Here is a 16,856-nt window from a genome sequence, read left to right as displayed (position 1 = left end):
GCAAGCGAGGCCCGCAGGCCCGCAACCGGCGCAAGGCCCGCGACGGGGCCGAGGGCGAGGCCGGCGACCAGCGCCGCCACGTCGCCGATGCGCGAGGCGGCGGCCTCGGCGACGAAGCCCGGCCAGCCGGCGACCTCGAAGGCGCGGTCGAAGGCGGCGGCGATGGCCGTGTCGGCATCGAGCGCGGCCAGATTGACGGCGGTGACGGTGTCCGCCTCGCCGCGCGGATATTTATTCTCGCCCGCCTCGACGAAGCCGAAGGTGAAACGGCAGATGCCGCCCTCTTCCTTCGTCTCCTCATATTCGTAGGTTTCGCAGGCGACGGTCAGCTCGCCCAGCGTCGGATGAACGAGGGTGGCGCTGCCCTTTGCCTCGCAGGCCGCCACCAGCGCGTCGCGCGAGGCCTCGTAATCGGCATCGAGGACATAGCCGGAGAAGGTGTAGCGCCGCCCCTTGCGCCCGAGATCCTCGACATAGGGGTCGTCGCGGCCGGGATATTCGAAGACGGCGAGACGGCGGCCGCCGGCGCCGCGCAGCGAGCCGACATGAAAGGGCTCGCCCCGGAAGGAAGCCGGGCGGAGGCGGGTTTTCCAGCTCATTCTGGCCGCTCCATGGCATAGCCTACGCGCTGGCGATGTTTCACACGGCCGCGCGACTCGCTGCGGATCGTCGCGCCGCGCGGCACGCCCTTGAAATCGACGGTCACCGTCGTCTCGCCATCGATACGCGCCGGCGCAGAGCCCAGACGCTGTTGCTGCTCGGCACGGAGGGCGCCCCTGCCGCGCCTCAGGCCGCCGGTCACTCCCTCGCCTTGTGCATTGGAGCCGGCGGCTGCCAACGCCTTGCCGGCCTGCACGGCGATACCCAGCGGCGACCACTTCATGATGAATTTGATGATGTCGGCCAGCGCCTGCAATGCCTTCATCGGCGACGACACAGCGTCGACCATCCAGTCCCAAACGCTGCCGAGTACCGACTTCACCTTGTCCCAGTTCCGCCAGAGCAGCACGCCGGCGGCGATCAGCGCCGCGACGCCGATGATGACCAGCCCGATCGGGTTCGATGCCATGACAAGATTGAGCGCCGCCATCGCGCCATATCCCGCGCGCAGCGCCATGACGAAATTGCCGACGGCGCCGGCAACCTGGGCGAAGGCCAGCATGCCGAGAGTGATCGCGAACTTCGCCGTTGCCAAGCCAGCCATGCCGAGCGCCCAGGTCAGCCGGATCACATTGAGGATCAGCCCGGCATTCAGCACCACGATCGTCGCGATCATCACATTGCGCCAGCCGCCCATGAAGTCGACGACGCCGCGCACGCCCGCCGCCACATCCTTCAGCCATTGCTTGAAGCCCTCCCCGTCAAAGCTCTTGATCCACGTCACCATGGACTTCAGCGCTTCGGTGAGGTTCGTCGCGATCCATTCCCGGTTGAGGGCGATCCAGTCGGCGATGTCTTCCAGCAGCGGCGCGAGGACAGGCGCGAGTTGGGCACCGATCAGGTTCGTCACGCCTTCGACTGCCTTGCCGATATGCTTGTAGGCCGTGTCGAGTTTCGACAGCGCGGCGACCTGCTCTTCGGTCAGCACGCCATATTTGTTGGCCTCGTCCATCTGCGCGCGCAGCGCGGCAGAGCCGCCCGCCAGCATGTCGATCATGCGCGCGCCTTCGTCGCCGAACAGCGCGATCGCCATGCGCATCCGCAGGGTCGGGTTTTCGTTTCGCTTGAAGCCGTCAGCCAGTTCGGGCAGCAGGTCGGCCGAGGTCCGGAGCTGGCCGCTCTGGTCGCGCAGGGAGATGCCCATGCGCGCATAAAGCGTGGCGAGGTCCTTGTTCTTTCCCGACGCCGCATCCGCCGCGCCCTGGGCGACTTTCTGCAGCGACTTGTCCAGAACCGTCTGCGCGATGTCCGCCTGTTTCGCGGCGAAGGCCAACTGCTGATAGGCGACGACGCCGACGCCGACACGTTTCGCATTGCGCGCGATCTCGTCGCCGCGTGTCGCCGCGCCGCCCATGATGGCGGCGAGCCCTCCCCCCGCCGCGATACCGGCAAGCGAGGCGAGCCCGATGGCCGCCCCTTTCACGTTCTGCCAGAGCGCCCTGGCGGCGTTGCCCGCCGCGCCGAGGCGTTGATGCAGCTGCGCCAGGCCGGCCGCGCGGGCCATCTGCGCGATCTGCACCTGGGCGAGACGCGCGCGCATGCCGACGCCGGAGATTCCTCGACCGATCCCCCGCAAAGGCGCGGTGGCGCGGTCGACGATGCCGACGATGGCGCGAAGATTGACCGGCGATGCCATGATATCTTCTCCCGCAGGTCAGCCGCGCGCGGCCGCTTCGTTCTCTTCGCGGATGAGCCGCGTCGTCTGCGTCTGGTAGAGCAGCAGTTCCTCGATGGTCAGCTCGAGGAAATAGCCGGGCTCTCGTTTCCAGCTCCAGGCAAGGTCGAAACAGGCATCGACGATGTCTTCGCCGGTGCCGCCACGCCCAAAAAAGACAGTACCGCCCCCATGCAGGCGTTCCAGTCGGCGCCGTCCATCTCGGCGACGGCGCCTTTCGTGACGTTGCCGAGACGCGAGATCAGCTTGGAGATGGCGGAAGCGTTCGGCCGCATCTCGCCGGCCTCGGCATCGGACGGCGCCATGTCCTCGTCGCGTTCCTCCCCGTCGGCGGACGGCATGAGGATGATGAGGGGATAGCCGCAGACGACGAAATCCTGCCCCTTGGGACGGCGGAAGGTGATCGCGCGCAGTTCCTCGCCGAAGGACTGCAGGGGCTGCGAGAGCGGGACGGTGATGCTGTCCATCAGAGTTTCCTCGCGTTCATCGCGTCGACACGCATCGTGAACTGACCCTGGGCGGTGTCGATTTCCATGGCCGTCGTCACGCGGGCATTGCTGAAGATGTAGGCCGTGCCGTTGTTCAGCTCGACCTGCCAGGTCTCGTCCTTGAGCGCGCGCAGCTCCTCGATCGAGATGTCGGCGACCGTGGAATAGTCGCCCTCGAAATAGGGCATTTTCGGTTTGGTCAGGAAGCCGTGCGGACCGTCCTGTCCGGTCACGCCTTCCTCTTCCTCCATCTCCGTCGACAGCTTGAGGTTGCCGCGCAGCGCGATCTGCCGGCCGCCGACCTTCACATAGGCCGCGCCGCCGAGATTGAATTTGCTCGCCATCGGTTTCTCCCGGATTGCGAATTGGGGTCAGGAACCGGCGCACGGCGTGCGCCGGCCATTCATGTCAGTCGCGAGGATCAGGCGGCCTGCGGATATTGCAGCTGGAAGTCGGCGTGCACGGCGAAGATGCGGAGCTGGTTCACGAGATCCGGCTTGTAGAGCATGTTGACGCGGGTCGGATCGTTCGCGTCGCGCTCGACGATCAGGTTCTGCGCGAAAGCCTCGACGTTTTCGACGAGCCCTTCCGTCGCCATCTTCTCGTATTCCGCGATCTCATCGCGGCGAATATCGGCCGGGCTGACAGCCGGCGTGCCGAAGCCGAGCCGCGTTCCATCGTCGACCAGCATGTGCCGCGCATACTTCGTTGTGACGAAGAAGCGCAGACGCCGCACCACGTTCCAGATCGTCGCCGGCGTTTGCACGTCGAGCCAGGCATTGTCGGCCTGGCCGAAGGCGTTGAGCTGATAGGTGGTGATGGCCCGCTCGATCGTGACGGTCCCGTCGCGCTGCGCGTACCAGGTCGCGATGCCGTCATAGAGGAGCGTGTTGCGTTCCTGCTTCGTGAAGCGGTCCGCCTCCGCCGGCGCGAGAATGCCGACAAGCGGCAGGGTCTGGAGCGGGCGGGCGGGATGCGCGAAGAGCGCGACGGCGGCGCGGGCGCACAACGCCGAGCACCATGCCCAGGGCGTGGACGGGCTCTTGTTGTAGCCCATCACGCTGACATGAGGGTCGTTACGGCCATTGCCGAAGGTGCCGAGCGCGGCGACCGTGGCGCGCTTGGCGGAGAAGACATGGCCGTAGATCTGGCGCAGCCAGGACCAGCGTCCGGTGATTCCGTCCCAGGCCTGCTTCACGGCGTCGAGATTGTCCGTGTCGGTATAGGGGCAGGCGACATAGTCGTATTCGGCATCGCCGAGCGCCGCCAGCGCGTCCGTGATGTCGGGGTTCGTCGCGCCGTTTGCCATCGCCACGATCGCGACGGTGACGCCCGAGGGCGTTTCCTCGCCGCCGGCCGCGCCGCGATAATTCATGCGGAGGTCGATATCGTTGCCAAGCAGGCCGGCCTGTTTCGCGGTGACCGTGACGACGGCCGCTTCCGCCGCCGCCGTGACGGGCAGGTTGGTCGCGGCGTTGATGGCAGCGGCGACGGCGGCTGCGATCGCAGCAGCGGCATCGCCGGCGGCAACGGCGACGCGAAGCCTTTGCCCGCCGATCCAAATCGACAGCGTTCCGCGCGCCGTTGCCGGCCCGCCGAAGGTGATTGTGCCCGTCGCCGCGACGGCATCGCCGTCGTCATCGAGCGGCAGACACCAGACCTCGCCCGCGATGTCGTTGCGGCGATAGATCTCCATCATCTCCGCCAGGATCGAGCCGGCGCCGAACAGGGCTTTCGCCTGGGCGACGCTCGACACCTGAATGGGCGTGTCGGCGACGGCCGTCCCGGCATCGAGCATCTGCCCGACCAGCAGCGAGCGGCGCTCCTGCGAGAAGGTGCCGGTGACGCCGACCTCGATATAGAAGAGCGGCGGGCGCCAGCTCGGATCGATAGTGTCGAAGGGAACCATGATGGAAGCCTCGTGTCAGATGTGAGGGAGAGCCGGGATCAGGCGGCGGGCTTGCCGGCGGCGGATGAGGTCTTTGCCGCCGGCTTCGCGGAGGCCGGGGCAACCGACGCGATCATGTCGCCGTCGCGGAAGCGCCCCGCCCAATAGGGCGTGCGCGGATATTCGGCGTCCGTGGCCGGCACGTGCCGGTTGTCGTGGTCGGGATCGCGCACCTTGAGGCCCGGCGCGGGACGGCCGTAAAGCTTCTTGTCCATGGAAATTCCCTTCATGGATGTTTCACGTGAAATGACGGGTCCGGATCAGTCTTGCGGGATGTCGAATTCGGCCTCGACATCCGCCTTGCCGTCACCGTCCATGTCGAAGCCGAATTGCTGCAGCATCGGCTCGCCTTCGTCGTCGAGCACGGGTTCGCCCTCGCCATCCAGCTCCGCCACCGGCCTGAGGCCGATCTTGCGGAGCGGCGTGTCGAGATCCGGCTGCCAGTAGCTCTCGCCGATGACGAGCTGGAAGACGAGGCGCACGGCCCCGAAATGAATTTCACCGCCGCTCTCCGGCTGTTTCTCGATCTCGACGGAGGCGACGCCGGCGACGCCTTCGAGCCAGGCCGGGCTGCAGAGCAGCAGTTCGCGGATCTCGTCGGCGATGGCGTCGAGTGTGTCGTCGAGCGCCTCGTCGGCGTCTTCCTCGTCCTCGCCCGGTTCGCCCGCGTGCACCTCGACGGCGAGGCGCATGGAGTTGTCGAAATGCGGAATGCTCTGTTCGGCCATCGGCGAGATCATCGATTCCGAGGGCGTGTAGACGAGGCCGACGGGCAGGTCCTTCGCCTTTGCCGGGCGGCGGCGAGAGGCGAACCAGTTGCCGCCGAGCACGGCGCCGGCGATCAGCAGGTCGCGGGTGCGGTGCCGCATTTCCTTGCGGCTCGCGGGTTCGATGTCCGGCATGTCAGGATTTCCGTTTCAGCAGCAGCTTCATGCCGCCCTGCCCGTCCGGCCGCGTGTCCCAGACTTCATAGAGCGCGCCGAGAACCGTGACGCGGTCGCCTTGCGCGGGCTCCACCGCGAAATCGGCGAGACGCACGCCCAGCACCGGCATGGTGCCGGAGACCGGCGCCTCGTTCCCCATTTCGACGATCTCCGCCGCCTCGTCGAAAGGCCCGCGCACGGCGAAGGGCGCCGTGGCCGGCGCCGATTTCAGCGGCGTGTAGGTCGCGTCCTCGCCGAGATGCTCGTTCGCCGCCACGAGCACCAGATCGGCGAGGCCGCGAAAGCTTGTCATGGCCTACTGCGCGAGCGCTTCGGCGACGGCCGCTTCATAGGCGGCCCAGGCGTCGTCCCGCTCGGCGGCCGACACGGTCCGCCCGAGGCGCTCGGAGAGGACGCCGGAATCCGGCTTGCCGGCCTTCGTGAAATGCGCGTTGTCGCGGCGGTCGAGGCCATGGATCGCGTTGAGCACGTCGTCGCCGAAATCGTGATCGGCGGCAAGCGACGCCGGCTTCTTGTCGAGCGCCTTCTCGACGGCGCCGCATTCGGCGATGAGCGCATCGGCGACATCGGCTTCCGGCTGGTGATAGCCCTCGGAGAAGCTGCCATGCAGGGGATGCGTGGCAGGCGAGGCAAGGAAGATGGATTTCTTCATGGTGTCTGCTTTCGGTGAGATGGAAAGGGAAGCGCGGGAAGGCCAGGCGGAGGCGCACGCCGTGCGCCTCCGGGACGTCAGGCGGCCGCTGTCACGGCCGGAGAGGTCAGGCCGCGAGGGCCTCGACGATGAGGTCGGGACGCGAGACCACAGGCAGCGGGTTCGACTGCGACTTGAGTTCGATGCCTTCGTCGTGATCGAGCAGCTTCGGCGAGATATAGATCTCGGCGCCGGGCATATTCGCCATGCTCATGCTGTGAGGAGGCCCATCGAAAGTGCGGAAGGTGTTCATCGTACCCGTCGGATAGGCGTGACCGTAGCCTTCCGCGATCAGCTCCTCGGTGCTGCCGTCCATCAGCGTCACGGTTGCGTCGTATTCTTCGAGGATGAGGCCACCGAAGGGAAACTCGGTGACGTCGTCGACGGCCAGGGAACGTGCCTCGACATAGTTGAGGAAGAACTTTTCGACGTTGGGGTGGCCGGTGAACATGTCAAAGAATACCGGGTCAACCTTCATCCGGACCTTGCCCATGACCTCTCCCTTGAGGTTGCGCTTTGTGAACCGGATCAGCTCCCGGCACTTCGCCTTCACATCGGTATTGGCGTCGTCGAGCTCGAAGTCGATCGTCTTCTTCACGATGCCGAAACGCTCGAACAGATCGTGCAGCGTGGAGCCGTTGCCGTCCTTGACGACGCCCTTCAGCGCGCCCATGCGGAAATATTCCCGCGTGATGGAGTGCTTGTTGCGGATCGCCTGCAGCTTTTCGTTGAGCGCATCTTCCGGCGTCTTGAGCCGCAGCGGATTCGCGCCGAAGGCATACATGTCCTGAATGTCGTCGGGCGTCAGATAGTCGAGATGCGGGACGTGCGGGATCTCAAGATAGACCGCGTTCTCGTCCGGGCCCTTGCCGACCGACGGAGCGCCGCCACGGTCGGCGACCGGCAGCACCGTGATGTAGCCATTGCGGAAGCGGACTTCCACAAGCTTCGTGCGGACGCCTTCGCTCGGGAACAGGTTCTCCTGGTTGAGACGTCCGTAAAGGTTCGGCAGGACGTCGATCGCCATGGTGAGGTCGCGAGCGGTATAGGCGAAGTTGATCGGGCCGGAGGCCGTATTGATCGTGAGCATGACAGTGACCTTTTGCTGGAGCCGTCAGCGCGGCCCGTTCAAATGGGAATGAGAGGAAGGAACGGGTGCGTCAGGCGAGCTGACGCACCTCGATGTGACGCTCGGCGGCGGCGGCGAGGACTGTCGCCTTCTGGCCGTCCGTCGCGCCGTCGGGCCAGACGATGGCGGAATCGGCCACCAGGCACATGCGGTGGAGGATCTGCGTCGGTGCATCCTCTTCGTCCGGCGCGACGGTGTTCTTGGCGAAAAAACCGGCGAAGCGCTGCGAGCCGTCGACCGCATCGAAGTCGATCGGCACAAGCTTCAGATCGCCCTCGGGTACGGTGATGGTGCGGCGGTCGCCGACCGCGAAGTCCGGATCTCCATCCGCGATCGTGCATTCGATCTGCGCATGCACATAGGCGACGCCGACCAGAAGGTCCGCCAGGCGGTAGCCGTCCGGATCGACCACCTGGAAGCGCCCGCCGCCGGAGGCCGTTGCGATGCAGGTGAAATCGTAGACGCCCTTCTTGGCTTCGGCACCGAGCGTGATCGAGCCGATCCCGCCGGTACCGGTGCCGCCGGCTACGGTGGCGCCGACCGGCGTGCCGAACAGGCGGCGGCCGGCAACCTCGCCGATGACAACGGAACGCTCGCCGCCGTCACCGGCGAGCAGCGTGCCGTCGAGACGGGTGAAGCTGGTATTGATTTCCGCCTTGAGAAGGCCCGTGAGAAGCGCCGCGCGCGAAGCGGAATAGGCTGCCAGTATCGACATGGCAATGGTCCTTTCGGTTCAGATGATGGAGAGGAAAGCCGGGCGCAATCAGCGGCGAGGCTTGACAGCGGCCTCCGCGCGGGCCTTCGCGTTCGCAAGCAGTTTCGACGCAGCGGCGTTCTTGCCGGTGTCCGCGGTCGCTGCACTCCGCAGGTTGGGGTTCGCCTGCGTCGCCATCGCGGCGGCGAGGCCGCCGCCCTTGCCGGCCGGTGTGGCCTTGAGCGTGGCGATCACGGCATCGGCGCCGAGATTGGTCGTGAAGGCGAGCGTCGCGGCGAGGCTTTCTCGGCCACCAGCATGCTCGCTGGAGAAGATCTTGAGGGCGCGGGCGTTAGCCGCTTTGTAGCCCTTGGCATAGCCGGCCTTGCGCGCGGCTTCCTTTTCCTTCTCCGGATCGTCCTCGCCTTCGGCGGCGGACTCTTCCTCTTCGTCGTCGGGATCGACCTCACCTTCGGCGGCAGGCTCTTCATCTTCGTCGTCGGGATCGACCTCGCCTTCCGCAGCAGGTGCGTCTTCGTCCTCTTCCGTCTCCGCCGCGACGGTGGCCTTCGGCTTCGCAGCCGCAGGCTTTCCCGGCTTGGCTTTCTTGCCGCCCATGCCGAGATGCGCAAAAATATTCTTCATCGGTTCAGTCCTCGTTTCCGTTGATGGCAGCAACAAAAGCCGCGAAGGCGGCGGCCGGCGCGAGCACCGCGTCGGCAAGGCCGAGCGTCACGGCTTCCGCCGTGCGCGCCGGACCGTCATAGGTGCGGGCTTCCGTCGCCAGCACCTGCTCCACAGTGAGTTTTGCGCCGGCGGCCATGCGGCCGCGCGACACGGTTTCGGCGAACAGCTTGCGCGTCGCATCGAGTTCGGCCTGCAGGTCGGCCTTCACCTGGTCGGGCAGCGCCTCGAACGGATTGCCGTCCGCCTTGTGTTCGCCCGAATGGATCAGCGTGACTTCTTCGCCCCACTTCTGCAGGGCGCCGGCATAGTTCCAGTGTTCGCAGATGACGCCGATCGAGCCGACACCGCCGGTGCGCGGAACGGAGATGCTGCCGGCGGCGGCGGCGATGACCGCGTAGGCGGCGCTGTAGGCATATTCCGAGCAGATCGCGACGACGGGCTTGCCGCTCGCCTTGCGCATCGCCGCCATGTCGTCGCAGAGATCGAAGCTGCCGGCGACATAGCCGCCATAGGAACGCACGTCGAGCGCGACGCCGCGAACCTCCTCATCGGCATGCGCCATTTCCGACTGATAGCGGAGGCTGTCATAACCGGTGGCCCAGCTGTCGCCGAGCCACGGATATTCATCCATCAGATAGCCGCGCACGCCGATGATCGCGACGCCGTCGCGAAAGCCGTATGGCTTGCGCTTCTCGCGCGCACCGCCGGTGCAATAGGCGGAGAGATGGGACATCTCGCCGGATGCCTCGCGCGCCGGCGCGGAGGCGATCATGCGCCGCGCCGTGGCGGCATCCGCCGCGAAGCCGCCATGCATGAGCGACGGGCGGAAAGCGGAGCGCGCGGGCGCGGCATGCGGATTGGCGTTCGGCATTACGCATCCTCTTTCTTGCGACGTTCAGTCTCATCGTCGACAACGATCGGCGTCTGGCCGTTGGGTAATGCAGGATCGGGCAGGCCCTCCTTGAGGCGAGCGCGGCGTTCCTTGCCGAGCTGCGCGTTGATCTCCTGCCAGTCCTTGCCCTGCTCGGCCGCTTCGTCTTCCTGCGTCGCAAGGCCGTAAGCCATGCGCTTGCCGGCGGCGTCGATTTCCTTGCCGGGATCGACCCAGCCGCGCGCGGGGCCGATCCAGCGGCAGCGCGTCCACGCCGCCTTGGCTTCCCAGAAAGACGGCACGCCGGCGGGAATCTCGTAGTCGCCGAGCGCCAGCTCTTCCTCGAGCCAGGCGGCGAAGATCGGCGTGCAGAAATTCTGCGTGAACTCCTCGCGCCGCGCGGTGAAGCCGCGCCAGACCTCGAGGAGCGCGGCGCGGGCCGAGCTGTAATTGACCTTCGACCAGTCCTGGCTGAGCTGCTCGTAGGAGACGCCGAGACCGGAGGCGACCTTCCGCAGCACCGCGCCCTGAAAATCCGCGAACGCCGCGCTCGGGCGCGCCACGTTGGTCATGCCGAGCTTTTCGCCGGGAAAGAGAGCGGAGAGCTGCACGCCGCCGACGGAGATCCGCCGGTCCTTGTGGAACGCCGTGCGGGCGGACTGATAGGCGCCGATGTCGCCGGTTTCAGGCGCGAGGCCCGTCGCGACCAGTTCCGGGTCGTAAGGGCTTTCGATGAAGGCGGCGAGGATCGCGTTCAGCACGCTTGCCTGCAGCTCGACGCGGCCGAGCTTGTGATCCATGAAGAGCGCCTCGACGACGGGCGCCATGCGCGAGATGCCGCGCGTCTGCCCGGCGCGCTCCTTCTCGAAGAAGTGGATGAACATCGGCCGGCCCCACGGCGTTTCGCGGGGCACATATTCCCACTGGAAGCTGTCGGCAGTTATCGACATGCCGCGATCGTTCGGGTGGCGCTTGCGGATGTGGTAGCCGACGGCCGCACCGTATTCGTCGAGCTGCACGCCGCCGCGCAGCTCGTCCGTATCGAACATGTCGTTCGGATTCGAGAGGCGGTCGGGGTCGACGATCTGGATAGTCGTGTGCCACTGACCGCGGTTCTCGATCCAGAGCAGCACGGCCGCCGCCTCGCCGTCCATGGCGGCGTGACGATAGCCGAGCCCGAACAGGCCCGGCACGCTGTCATGCCGTGTCGCGTCCGCCCATTTGTCGGGATCGTTCGCGAAGATGCGCCAGCGCCCCTCGATCCGGTCGGCGAACTCATCCGCCCATTCGGGATCGAGCCCAAGGGCTCGGTAATCCGGCTTGTAGCTGAGACGCAGCGAGGCGCCGATGACCGCGTCGAGTTCGCGGCGCAGCGAGCCAGACGCCCAGCCATTGTTGCGCACGAGATCGCGGATGCGCGCCGTGACCTGGTTGCGCTCGCCGAGCCATTCGGCATCGGCCGAGAAAAGACCCGGATACCAGTTGCCGAGTTCCTGGCTGACGGGATCGCCGGCCTCGTAGGCGCTGACCTGCCCCTCGCCCATGACCGTGCTGACCGCCTCGCGGCGCACGCCGTGCGCCGGCGCGGCCGCCCGTGCGGCCCGCCGGTTCCTGCTGCGCTTGCCCATGGACGCTCCCGAAAAATCAGAATTGGAACTGGAAGCCGCGGCGCGCGGGGCGGCCGGTGAGCTTCGCCGTCAACTCGGCGATGAGGGCGTTGATCTTGCCCATGTCCGTCTGCGTGAAGCTGACGGACTTGCCGTCATAGCTGACGCTCGCCGTCTTCGTGCCGAGCGCGAGATCGATCTTCGCCTGCTCGAGTTTCGCGATGACCGCCTTGATTTCCGTAGGCGTCATGGCGGTACTCCTTCGGATCAGGCGAGGCGCTTGGCGAGCGAGCCTTGCGGTTTCGCCGGCGGTTCATCGCCGCCCTTCACGGGCGGTGCGACCACCGCCGAAAGAAGATCGAGCTGCCCTTTGTCCGGCGCGCACGCCGTGCGCTCCTGGTGCAGGGCATCCCATTGCTGGGGCGTCATGCGATCCATGCCCAGCGCGATCGCCGCGGCATGCGCATAGACGCTGCAATCGAGCACTTCGTTGCGCTTGCCGGAGGGCAGCTGCCATTGATAGTCGACGGTGCCGTTCTTCTTCTTCACCGGCTTCAGCGTTTCGGCCGTGGCCTGCTGGAAAAAGGTCTCCGGCAGGTCGGCGGCGAAATGCACGAAGCCCGGCGGATATTGGCCGGCGTCGTTCGGGCCTTGCAGCCCGAGGAATCCGTAGAACGATGCCTTGCCGATATGCGAACCGACCCACCACGACATGACGGTGCCGCGCTTCGTCTGCCCCGGCAGCGTGAAGGATGTTTTCGTCGCACCGCCGAGAATCCAGTTTGTGACGCGCGGCGTGCCCCGGATCGCCATCGCGCGGGGACGGCCTCGGACGTTGCTTTCCTTGCCGCGCACCCAGTTGTGCACCATGTCCGGCAGATAGCCTGCATCGATCGCGAGCATTTCGATGAAGCGCACCGAGCCGGATTTCGTCCGGTACTCGGCCATCCAGATTTCCGTGAGGCGTCCCCAGATCACAAGATCGTTCGGATCGCCTTCGATGACGATATGGTCGATCGCAACGCGCGTCTTTCCAAGACCCCAGCCATAGATCACGATCTCGATGCGGTTGCCCTGCACGTCGACGCCGGCAGTCAGGAACAAAACCCAGTCCGGGATCTCGCCCTTGAGAGACACCTTGACGCGCTGTGCGCGTTCCATCAGGTCGCGCCAGCCGGGCGCCTCGCCCTTCAGCTTGAAGCTGCGGCCGCGCCAGAGATTGGTCCAAACCATCAGCGTGAGCGGATCGTTCTTCGCTTCGAGATAGGCGGCGACGAAAGCATCCCAGGTGACGAAGGGCGAGTAGAGCGCGTTGAGGCTGTAGCTCCAGTCCTTGCCGGCGCCCGGATTGCGCGGCTGGCTTTCCCGGCCCGCGCGGACCATCCGCTCCTTTTCGTGGTGACCGATGCGCTCGCCGCAGCAGGCGCATTCAATCTCGGCTTCGTGCGGCCATTCCTCTTTCCACTTGAGCTGCTCCCATTCGAGGTCCTGAAACTCGCCGCAATGCGGGCAGGGAACTTCCCAATAGCATTGCGAGCCGCGCTCGAATCCGTCGTCGATCTCGCTCGAGCCTTCGATGGTCGGCGTGCCGCCCACGAGCTTCTTGAAGTCGGCCGTCGCGATGAAGGCAAATTGCCGGGCATCGATCATGCCCATGGGCGAACCTTGCCCGTCCAGGTCCTTCGGGAAGCGGTCGACCTCGTCGCAAGCGATCCATTTGATCGTCTTCGAGCTGAGGTCCGCCGAGGAATTGGCGCCGGTGAGCCGAACGGAGCCGCCGGGAAATTTCTTGTATTTCGCCTTCGAGCCCTCGCCCGATCGGCTGCGTTGCGGGGCGACCCGGCTGTTCGCGTCGTCGCAGGCATCGAGGGCCGGCTGAAACTTGTCCTCGTTGAAATCGCCGGCGGCGGCAAGTGTCGGCATGACAACCATCGCGCGGCCGCCGATATGCGCGATGATCGCGAGCATCCATGCGATGAGCGCGGTCGTGTATCCAAGCTGCGCCGATTTTCTGACGTAGATGCGAAGTGCCGGATGCTCCGGAGAGAGGCGGCGCAGGATCGGTTCGAGGTAGGGCGTCAGCGTCAGGTCGAAGAGCTGGCCTTCGCGCGGACCGTCCGGCACGCGCACATTCGCTTGCGACCATTCAACCAGGTCGAGACGCACCGGCGGCGCCGAGGCTTCGAAGAGCAGCTCGTCGGCCAACTCGGCAGAGCGGCGCTCGAAGTCGGCCAGATCAAGCATCGGTTGGCTTCTTCAGGCTGCTGCGCCAATCCTCGATCAGCTTCTCGATTTCGCTCGCGATCGCCGCACGCGCTTCGATCTGCTTGTCGCCCGGCAGGATGTGGTCGGTTATCAGCCGATCGACGATGGCGTTCTTGCTGCCTCGCAGCGTGTCGAAAAGGACCTTGAGGCGATCCGCTTGCCGAGCGCCGAAGGCTGCGCGGTCGACGAGCCTGCCGGCTTTCTCGTGGTTGCGAAGATGCTTCCACTCGGCATCCGCCTCGGCGGCACTCGCGCGGGATCGCAGCAGCAGCGCCTGATCTTCGTCGTCTTCGTCCGGGTCCGTCGCTTCCGCCGGCGACGGCAGCTTCGGCGGCGGGCGCGACTGGTTGTTCGAAGGGTCGTAAGCGATGCCGCGAAGCCGGTCGGCGACGGCGACGTTGATCTTGCCGGTCGGCGTGACGGCCTTCGCGAGAAGAGCGCCCTGTTTGGTGAGTTGGGATATCCGGCCCTTGCTGACGCCGGCCCGTGCCGCGTAGTCGGACTTGCTCATCTCGGCGATGGGCTGATCCATGACTAAACGCCTCGGGTTTAGTTTGTTTAGGCGGTTTAGACGGAAACTAAACCAGAAACTAGCGAACTACCGGGGTGCGAATTACCCGCGGGCGGAGGGGGTCCGGGAAGGACCCTTTTGGGTTCCGCCGCATCACCGCGCGGTGCGGATCGCGTCTTCGAGGTTGCGTTCGAAGAAGCGCGGCATGTGGGTGCGCACCGACTTGTCGATGACGGGGCCGAAGGCGAGGCGCGGCTTGTAGCTCGGCTGCTTCGTCACGATGGCGAGCACCGGCACCACCTTGTCCCTGCCCTTGAACTGATAGATCGCGATCGGCTTCCGGCCCGACTTCGAGCGCCCGACGAAGAACTCGGAGTTCGTCCCGCGCCGCTTCGAACCGTTGATGCCGCCATGCGACACCACCTTCCGCTTCGCGCGCTTCGCCGATGCCTTCGTCGCCGACTGGTCGCCGAGCGCACCGAGACCCGACAGCACCTTGACCATCGTCGCCTTGCTGACATTGCCGCTCTTGTCGAGCTTCGTTCCCTTGGCCGGCACGAGATAGACCCGCTGGCCGAGCGTCGCAGAAAGCCGCTTCTCGCCGCGCTTCGCGTCGCGCGCGCCGCCGGAGACTTCGGGATCGAGATATTCCCAGGCGATGTTGCCCTTGCCTGCAAAGGCGCGCGGCAGGATTTCGGCCCGGAGCTTCGTCTTCGTCGCGGGAAGGATGGCGAAGGCGTTGAGCGTGTAGCGCGTCGGCCGGTCGAAGGCTCGCTTCATCGCGGCGGGCACGTCTTCGGAGGCCGCGTGTTTGGCCGTCTGCGTCAGCGTCTTCGCCATCGCAAACGGGAGCTGCTTCGCCGCGACGCCTTCGAGCTTGCGGCCGAAGGCGTCGAGCGAGCGGATATCGAAAGTGACACCGAAGCTCACATGAACCGCCTCCCCCGCTTGTCCGGCGAGGCCGCCGGAAACGGAAACGCCCGGCGGAGATGATCCGTCGGGCGCTCGTCTTGCAGTGTGGCGATTTGAGGGTCGAAGTGGCGCCAAGTCAAGACGCCTTCGCGAAGGCCGCAGTTTCGCTGGCTTTCGCACCGCTGCGCAAACCGGCGATCAGCGCGTATCTGTCGAGGGCGATTCGCAGCAGCACGGTGCCGAGCCCGTGATTGCGCGGGATGCGGCAGTAATCCTCCGCGTCGGCGACGCACCAATTCTCGATGACAACCGCCATGGTGAAACCGACGGCACAGTTGAACACCTGACGCTTCGTCGCGGTCACGCGCTCGATTGGGTCGGAGACGAGGTCGACGAGCCAGGGCCGGTATTCGTCGAGCCACCAGCGCCCTTCAGTTTGGCTCATGCGCTGCAGCGGATCGCGGAAGAGGCCGCCGCCCTGCACCCGCTCGCCGATCTGCACAGCTCCCGGCGTGAGCCCTTGCCCCAATGCCTCCCGCACCGTCGCGATGCGCTCGGCGGCGGCGACATGCACGAGGTCGAGCGTGCCGCGCCGGTAGAGCGCGTCCACCTGGTCGGCCTTGAGTTTCTTGCGCGTCTGCGGCGTGCCGGTGTCATCGCCCGGCGCCACCTTGTCGGCGTTCTTGCCGCCGCCTTTGCCGGGCCGCTTCACCGCGCCGCGCCGCTTCTCCGGCTTTTGCGAGGCATAGCCCGGAAAGGCAGGCGCCGTCTGTGCCAGCCGCGCGCGCGAGATTTTCACCCGCAGCATCGTTGAGCGATGCTGGTCGAGCGTCAGGTCGGGCCGCAAGGCGCCGGGATGAATACCCGTCGTCTCCACGGATGTCAGCAGGTCGATCCACACCGGCAGCGCGAAGTCGGTCGGCGCTTCCACGCCCGTCCAGTCGATGATTTCCGTTTTCACGATTGCCGCCTCCCGTCGCCGTCTCCGCTTCCGATCACACGCACGCCGTGCGCCGCTGCGCCGGAGGGCGGCGGCTCCAGCGCGGCATACTCGATCCGCCTGCCGAGCAATCTTTCGAGCCTCTCGCCGAAGTTCTGGCGGATGTAGTTCGCGATGAAGGTCGTCGGCACGATCAACGCCGCCGGTGCCGATGCGTCGTCCGGCGCGGCGAGCGACGCGTCCTTGAACCAGGAATTGAAAACCGCCAGACCGATTTCCTGCCGCAGCAGCGCCAGGGCGGTGTCGCCCAGCGTCGGTGCTTCGCGCGGCTTGGTATTCTGACTCTCGGTAGAGAGATTCGGTTCTGTAGGTTTAGGTTCTATATGTAGCGCGCACAGTTGCGCGGTAGGCTGCGCGTTAGGGTTCTGGTTTTCCACAGGTCCTACCGCGCAATCCGCGCGCTTGGCCTCGTCGATCCCTACCGCGCGTTTTGCGCGCTTGGCGCCCTCGCCTCCTACCGCGCGTTTTGCGCGCTTGGCTTCCGCTTCCGCCCGGCTCTGACGGGCTGGCCTGAAGACGAAGCCGACGAACTCATAGGCGTCGGAAATGCGGTGCCCGCGCGCGTCGGAGCGGCGCTTGCGGCGGATCAGCCCGGCCTCTTCGAGCGCACGCAAATGCCGCCGCAGCGTGCTCTGATGCATCTCCGCTTCTTCCGCGAGAAGCTCGTGGCTCGGGCAGCAGAGCCCGTCATCCGGATTGTGCCGGTTGGCGAGCGCCATCAACACCATCTTGCGCGCGGGATCGCCCGTCGTCTGTCCTACCGCCCATGCCGTT

General features: G+C 66.2%; 20 protein-coding genes. All 20 read right to left on the bottom strand.

The annotated features are described in order from the left end of the window. On the bottom strand, positions 1 to 599 hold a 599-nt coding region (locus Q8S60_RS06235), incomplete at its 3' end, for a DNA circularization N-terminal domain-containing protein (RefSeq protein ID WP_305668435.1). Then, positions 596 to 2,296, bottom strand: a complete 1,701-nt coding sequence (locus tag Q8S60_RS06230) for a hypothetical protein (protein WP_305278673.1) — start codon at positions 2,294 to 2,296, stop codon at positions 596 to 598. The genes Q8S60_RS06230 and Q8S60_RS06235, both read right to left, overlap by 4 nt. 98 nt (positions 2,297 to 2,394) lie before the next feature. Further along, positions 2,395 to 2,802 (bottom strand): phage tail assembly protein, encoded by a 408-nt coding sequence (locus Q8S60_RS06225; RefSeq protein WP_305278672.1) that lies wholly within the window; start codon positions 2,800 to 2,802, stop codon positions 2,395 to 2,397. Continuing rightward, positions 2,802 to 3,167 carry a phage tail tube protein gene (locus tag Q8S60_RS06220; protein WP_305278671.1) on the bottom strand — a complete coding sequence of 122 codons (366 nt, stop codon included), beginning with the start codon at positions 3,165 to 3,167 and terminating at the stop codon, positions 2,802 to 2,804. Before Q8S60_RS06220 ends, Q8S60_RS06225 begins: the two co-directional genes overlap by 1 nt. A 77-nt stretch (positions 3,168 to 3,244) precedes the next feature. Beyond that, entirely contained in the window at positions 3,245 to 4,732 is a 1,488-nt protein-coding gene (locus Q8S60_RS06215) for a phage tail sheath subtilisin-like domain-containing protein (protein WP_305668434.1), read from the bottom strand. A 38-nt stretch (positions 4,733 to 4,770) separates the two neighbouring features. Next, positions 4,771 to 4,986, bottom strand: coding sequence for a DUF2635 domain-containing protein (locus tag Q8S60_RS06210; protein WP_305278669.1), 216 nt, complete (start codon positions 4,984 to 4,986; stop codon positions 4,771 to 4,773). Positions 4,987 to 5,031: 45 nt separating this feature from the next. After that, positions 5,032 to 5,673 carry a hypothetical protein gene (locus tag Q8S60_RS06205; RefSeq protein ID WP_305668433.1) on the bottom strand — a complete coding sequence of 214 codons (642 nt, stop codon included), beginning with the start codon at positions 5,671 to 5,673 and terminating at the stop codon, positions 5,032 to 5,034. Position 5,674: 1 nt separating this feature from the next. Then, positions 5,675 to 6,007 carry a hypothetical protein gene (locus tag Q8S60_RS06200; RefSeq protein ID WP_305278667.1) on the bottom strand — a complete coding sequence of 111 codons (333 nt, stop codon included), beginning with the start codon at positions 6,005 to 6,007 and terminating at the stop codon, positions 5,675 to 5,677. Between the two features lie 3 nt (positions 6,008 to 6,010). After that, positions 6,011 to 6,367 (bottom strand): hypothetical protein, encoded by a 357-nt coding sequence (locus tag Q8S60_RS06195; protein WP_305278666.1) that lies wholly within the window; start codon positions 6,365 to 6,367, stop codon positions 6,011 to 6,013. Positions 6,368 to 6,473: 106 nt separating this feature from the next. Beyond that, positions 6,474 to 7,496, bottom strand: a complete 1,023-nt coding sequence (locus Q8S60_RS06190; protein ID WP_305278665.1) for a major capsid protein — start codon at positions 7,494 to 7,496, stop codon at positions 6,474 to 6,476. Between the two features lie 70 nt (positions 7,497 to 7,566). Continuing rightward, positions 7,567 to 8,250, bottom strand: a complete 684-nt coding sequence (locus tag Q8S60_RS06185; RefSeq protein ID WP_305278664.1) for a head decoration protein — start codon at positions 8,248 to 8,250, stop codon at positions 7,567 to 7,569. Positions 8,251 to 8,298: 48 nt separating this feature from the next. After that, complete coding sequence (locus Q8S60_RS06180; RefSeq protein WP_305278663.1) at positions 8,299 to 8,874, bottom strand: hypothetical protein; 576 nt, start codon at positions 8,872 to 8,874, stop codon at positions 8,299 to 8,301. A gap of 4 nt (positions 8,875 to 8,878) precedes the next feature. After that, positions 8,879 to 9,787, bottom strand: a complete 909-nt coding sequence (locus Q8S60_RS06175) for a S49 family peptidase (protein WP_305668432.1) — start codon at positions 9,785 to 9,787, stop codon at positions 8,879 to 8,881. Beyond that, positions 9,787 to 11,415: a phage portal protein gene (locus Q8S60_RS06170; protein ID WP_305278661.1), complete on the bottom strand. Its 1,629-nt coding sequence runs from the start codon at positions 11,413 to 11,415 to the stop codon at positions 9,787 to 9,789. The genes Q8S60_RS06175 and Q8S60_RS06170 overlap by 1 nt, the downstream gene beginning before the upstream one ends. A 16-nt stretch (positions 11,416 to 11,431) precedes the next feature. Further along, complete coding sequence (gpW, locus tag Q8S60_RS06165; RefSeq protein WP_305278660.1) at positions 11,432 to 11,644, bottom strand: gpW family head-tail joining protein; 213 nt, start codon at positions 11,642 to 11,644, stop codon at positions 11,432 to 11,434. A gap of 17 nt (positions 11,645 to 11,661) precedes the next feature. Then, the gene (locus Q8S60_RS06160) at positions 11,662 to 13,638 is read right to left on the bottom strand and encodes a phage terminase large subunit family protein (RefSeq protein WP_305278659.1); all 1,977 of its coding nucleotides are present in this window, start codon (positions 13,636 to 13,638) and stop codon (positions 11,662 to 11,664) included. Continuing rightward, positions 13,631 to 14,191 (bottom strand): hypothetical protein, encoded by a 561-nt coding sequence (locus tag Q8S60_RS06155; RefSeq protein ID WP_305278658.1) that lies wholly within the window; start codon positions 14,189 to 14,191, stop codon positions 13,631 to 13,633. Before Q8S60_RS06155 ends, Q8S60_RS06160 begins: the two co-directional genes overlap by 8 nt. 132 nt (positions 14,192 to 14,323) lie before the next feature. Beyond that, positions 14,324 to 15,100: a hypothetical protein gene (locus tag Q8S60_RS06150; protein ID WP_305278657.1), complete on the bottom strand. Its 777-nt coding sequence runs from the start codon at positions 15,098 to 15,100 to the stop codon at positions 14,324 to 14,326. A gap of 118 nt (positions 15,101 to 15,218) precedes the next feature. After that, entirely contained in the window at positions 15,219 to 16,043 is an 825-nt protein-coding gene (locus Q8S60_RS06145) for a hypothetical protein (protein WP_305668431.1), read from the bottom strand. Continuing rightward, on the bottom strand, positions 16,040 to 16,856 hold an 817-nt coding region (locus tag Q8S60_RS06140), incomplete at its 5' end, for a helix-turn-helix domain-containing protein (RefSeq protein ID WP_305668430.1). The genes Q8S60_RS06145 and Q8S60_RS06140, both read right to left, overlap by 4 nt.

Source organism: Parvibaculum sp. (genome assembly GCF_030694575.1).
Taxonomy (GTDB): Bacteria; Pseudomonadota; Alphaproteobacteria; order Parvibaculales; family Parvibaculaceae; genus Parvibaculum.
Note: the sequence above shows the minus strand (reverse complement) of the source record. Positions and strands in the feature narration are given on the sequence as shown.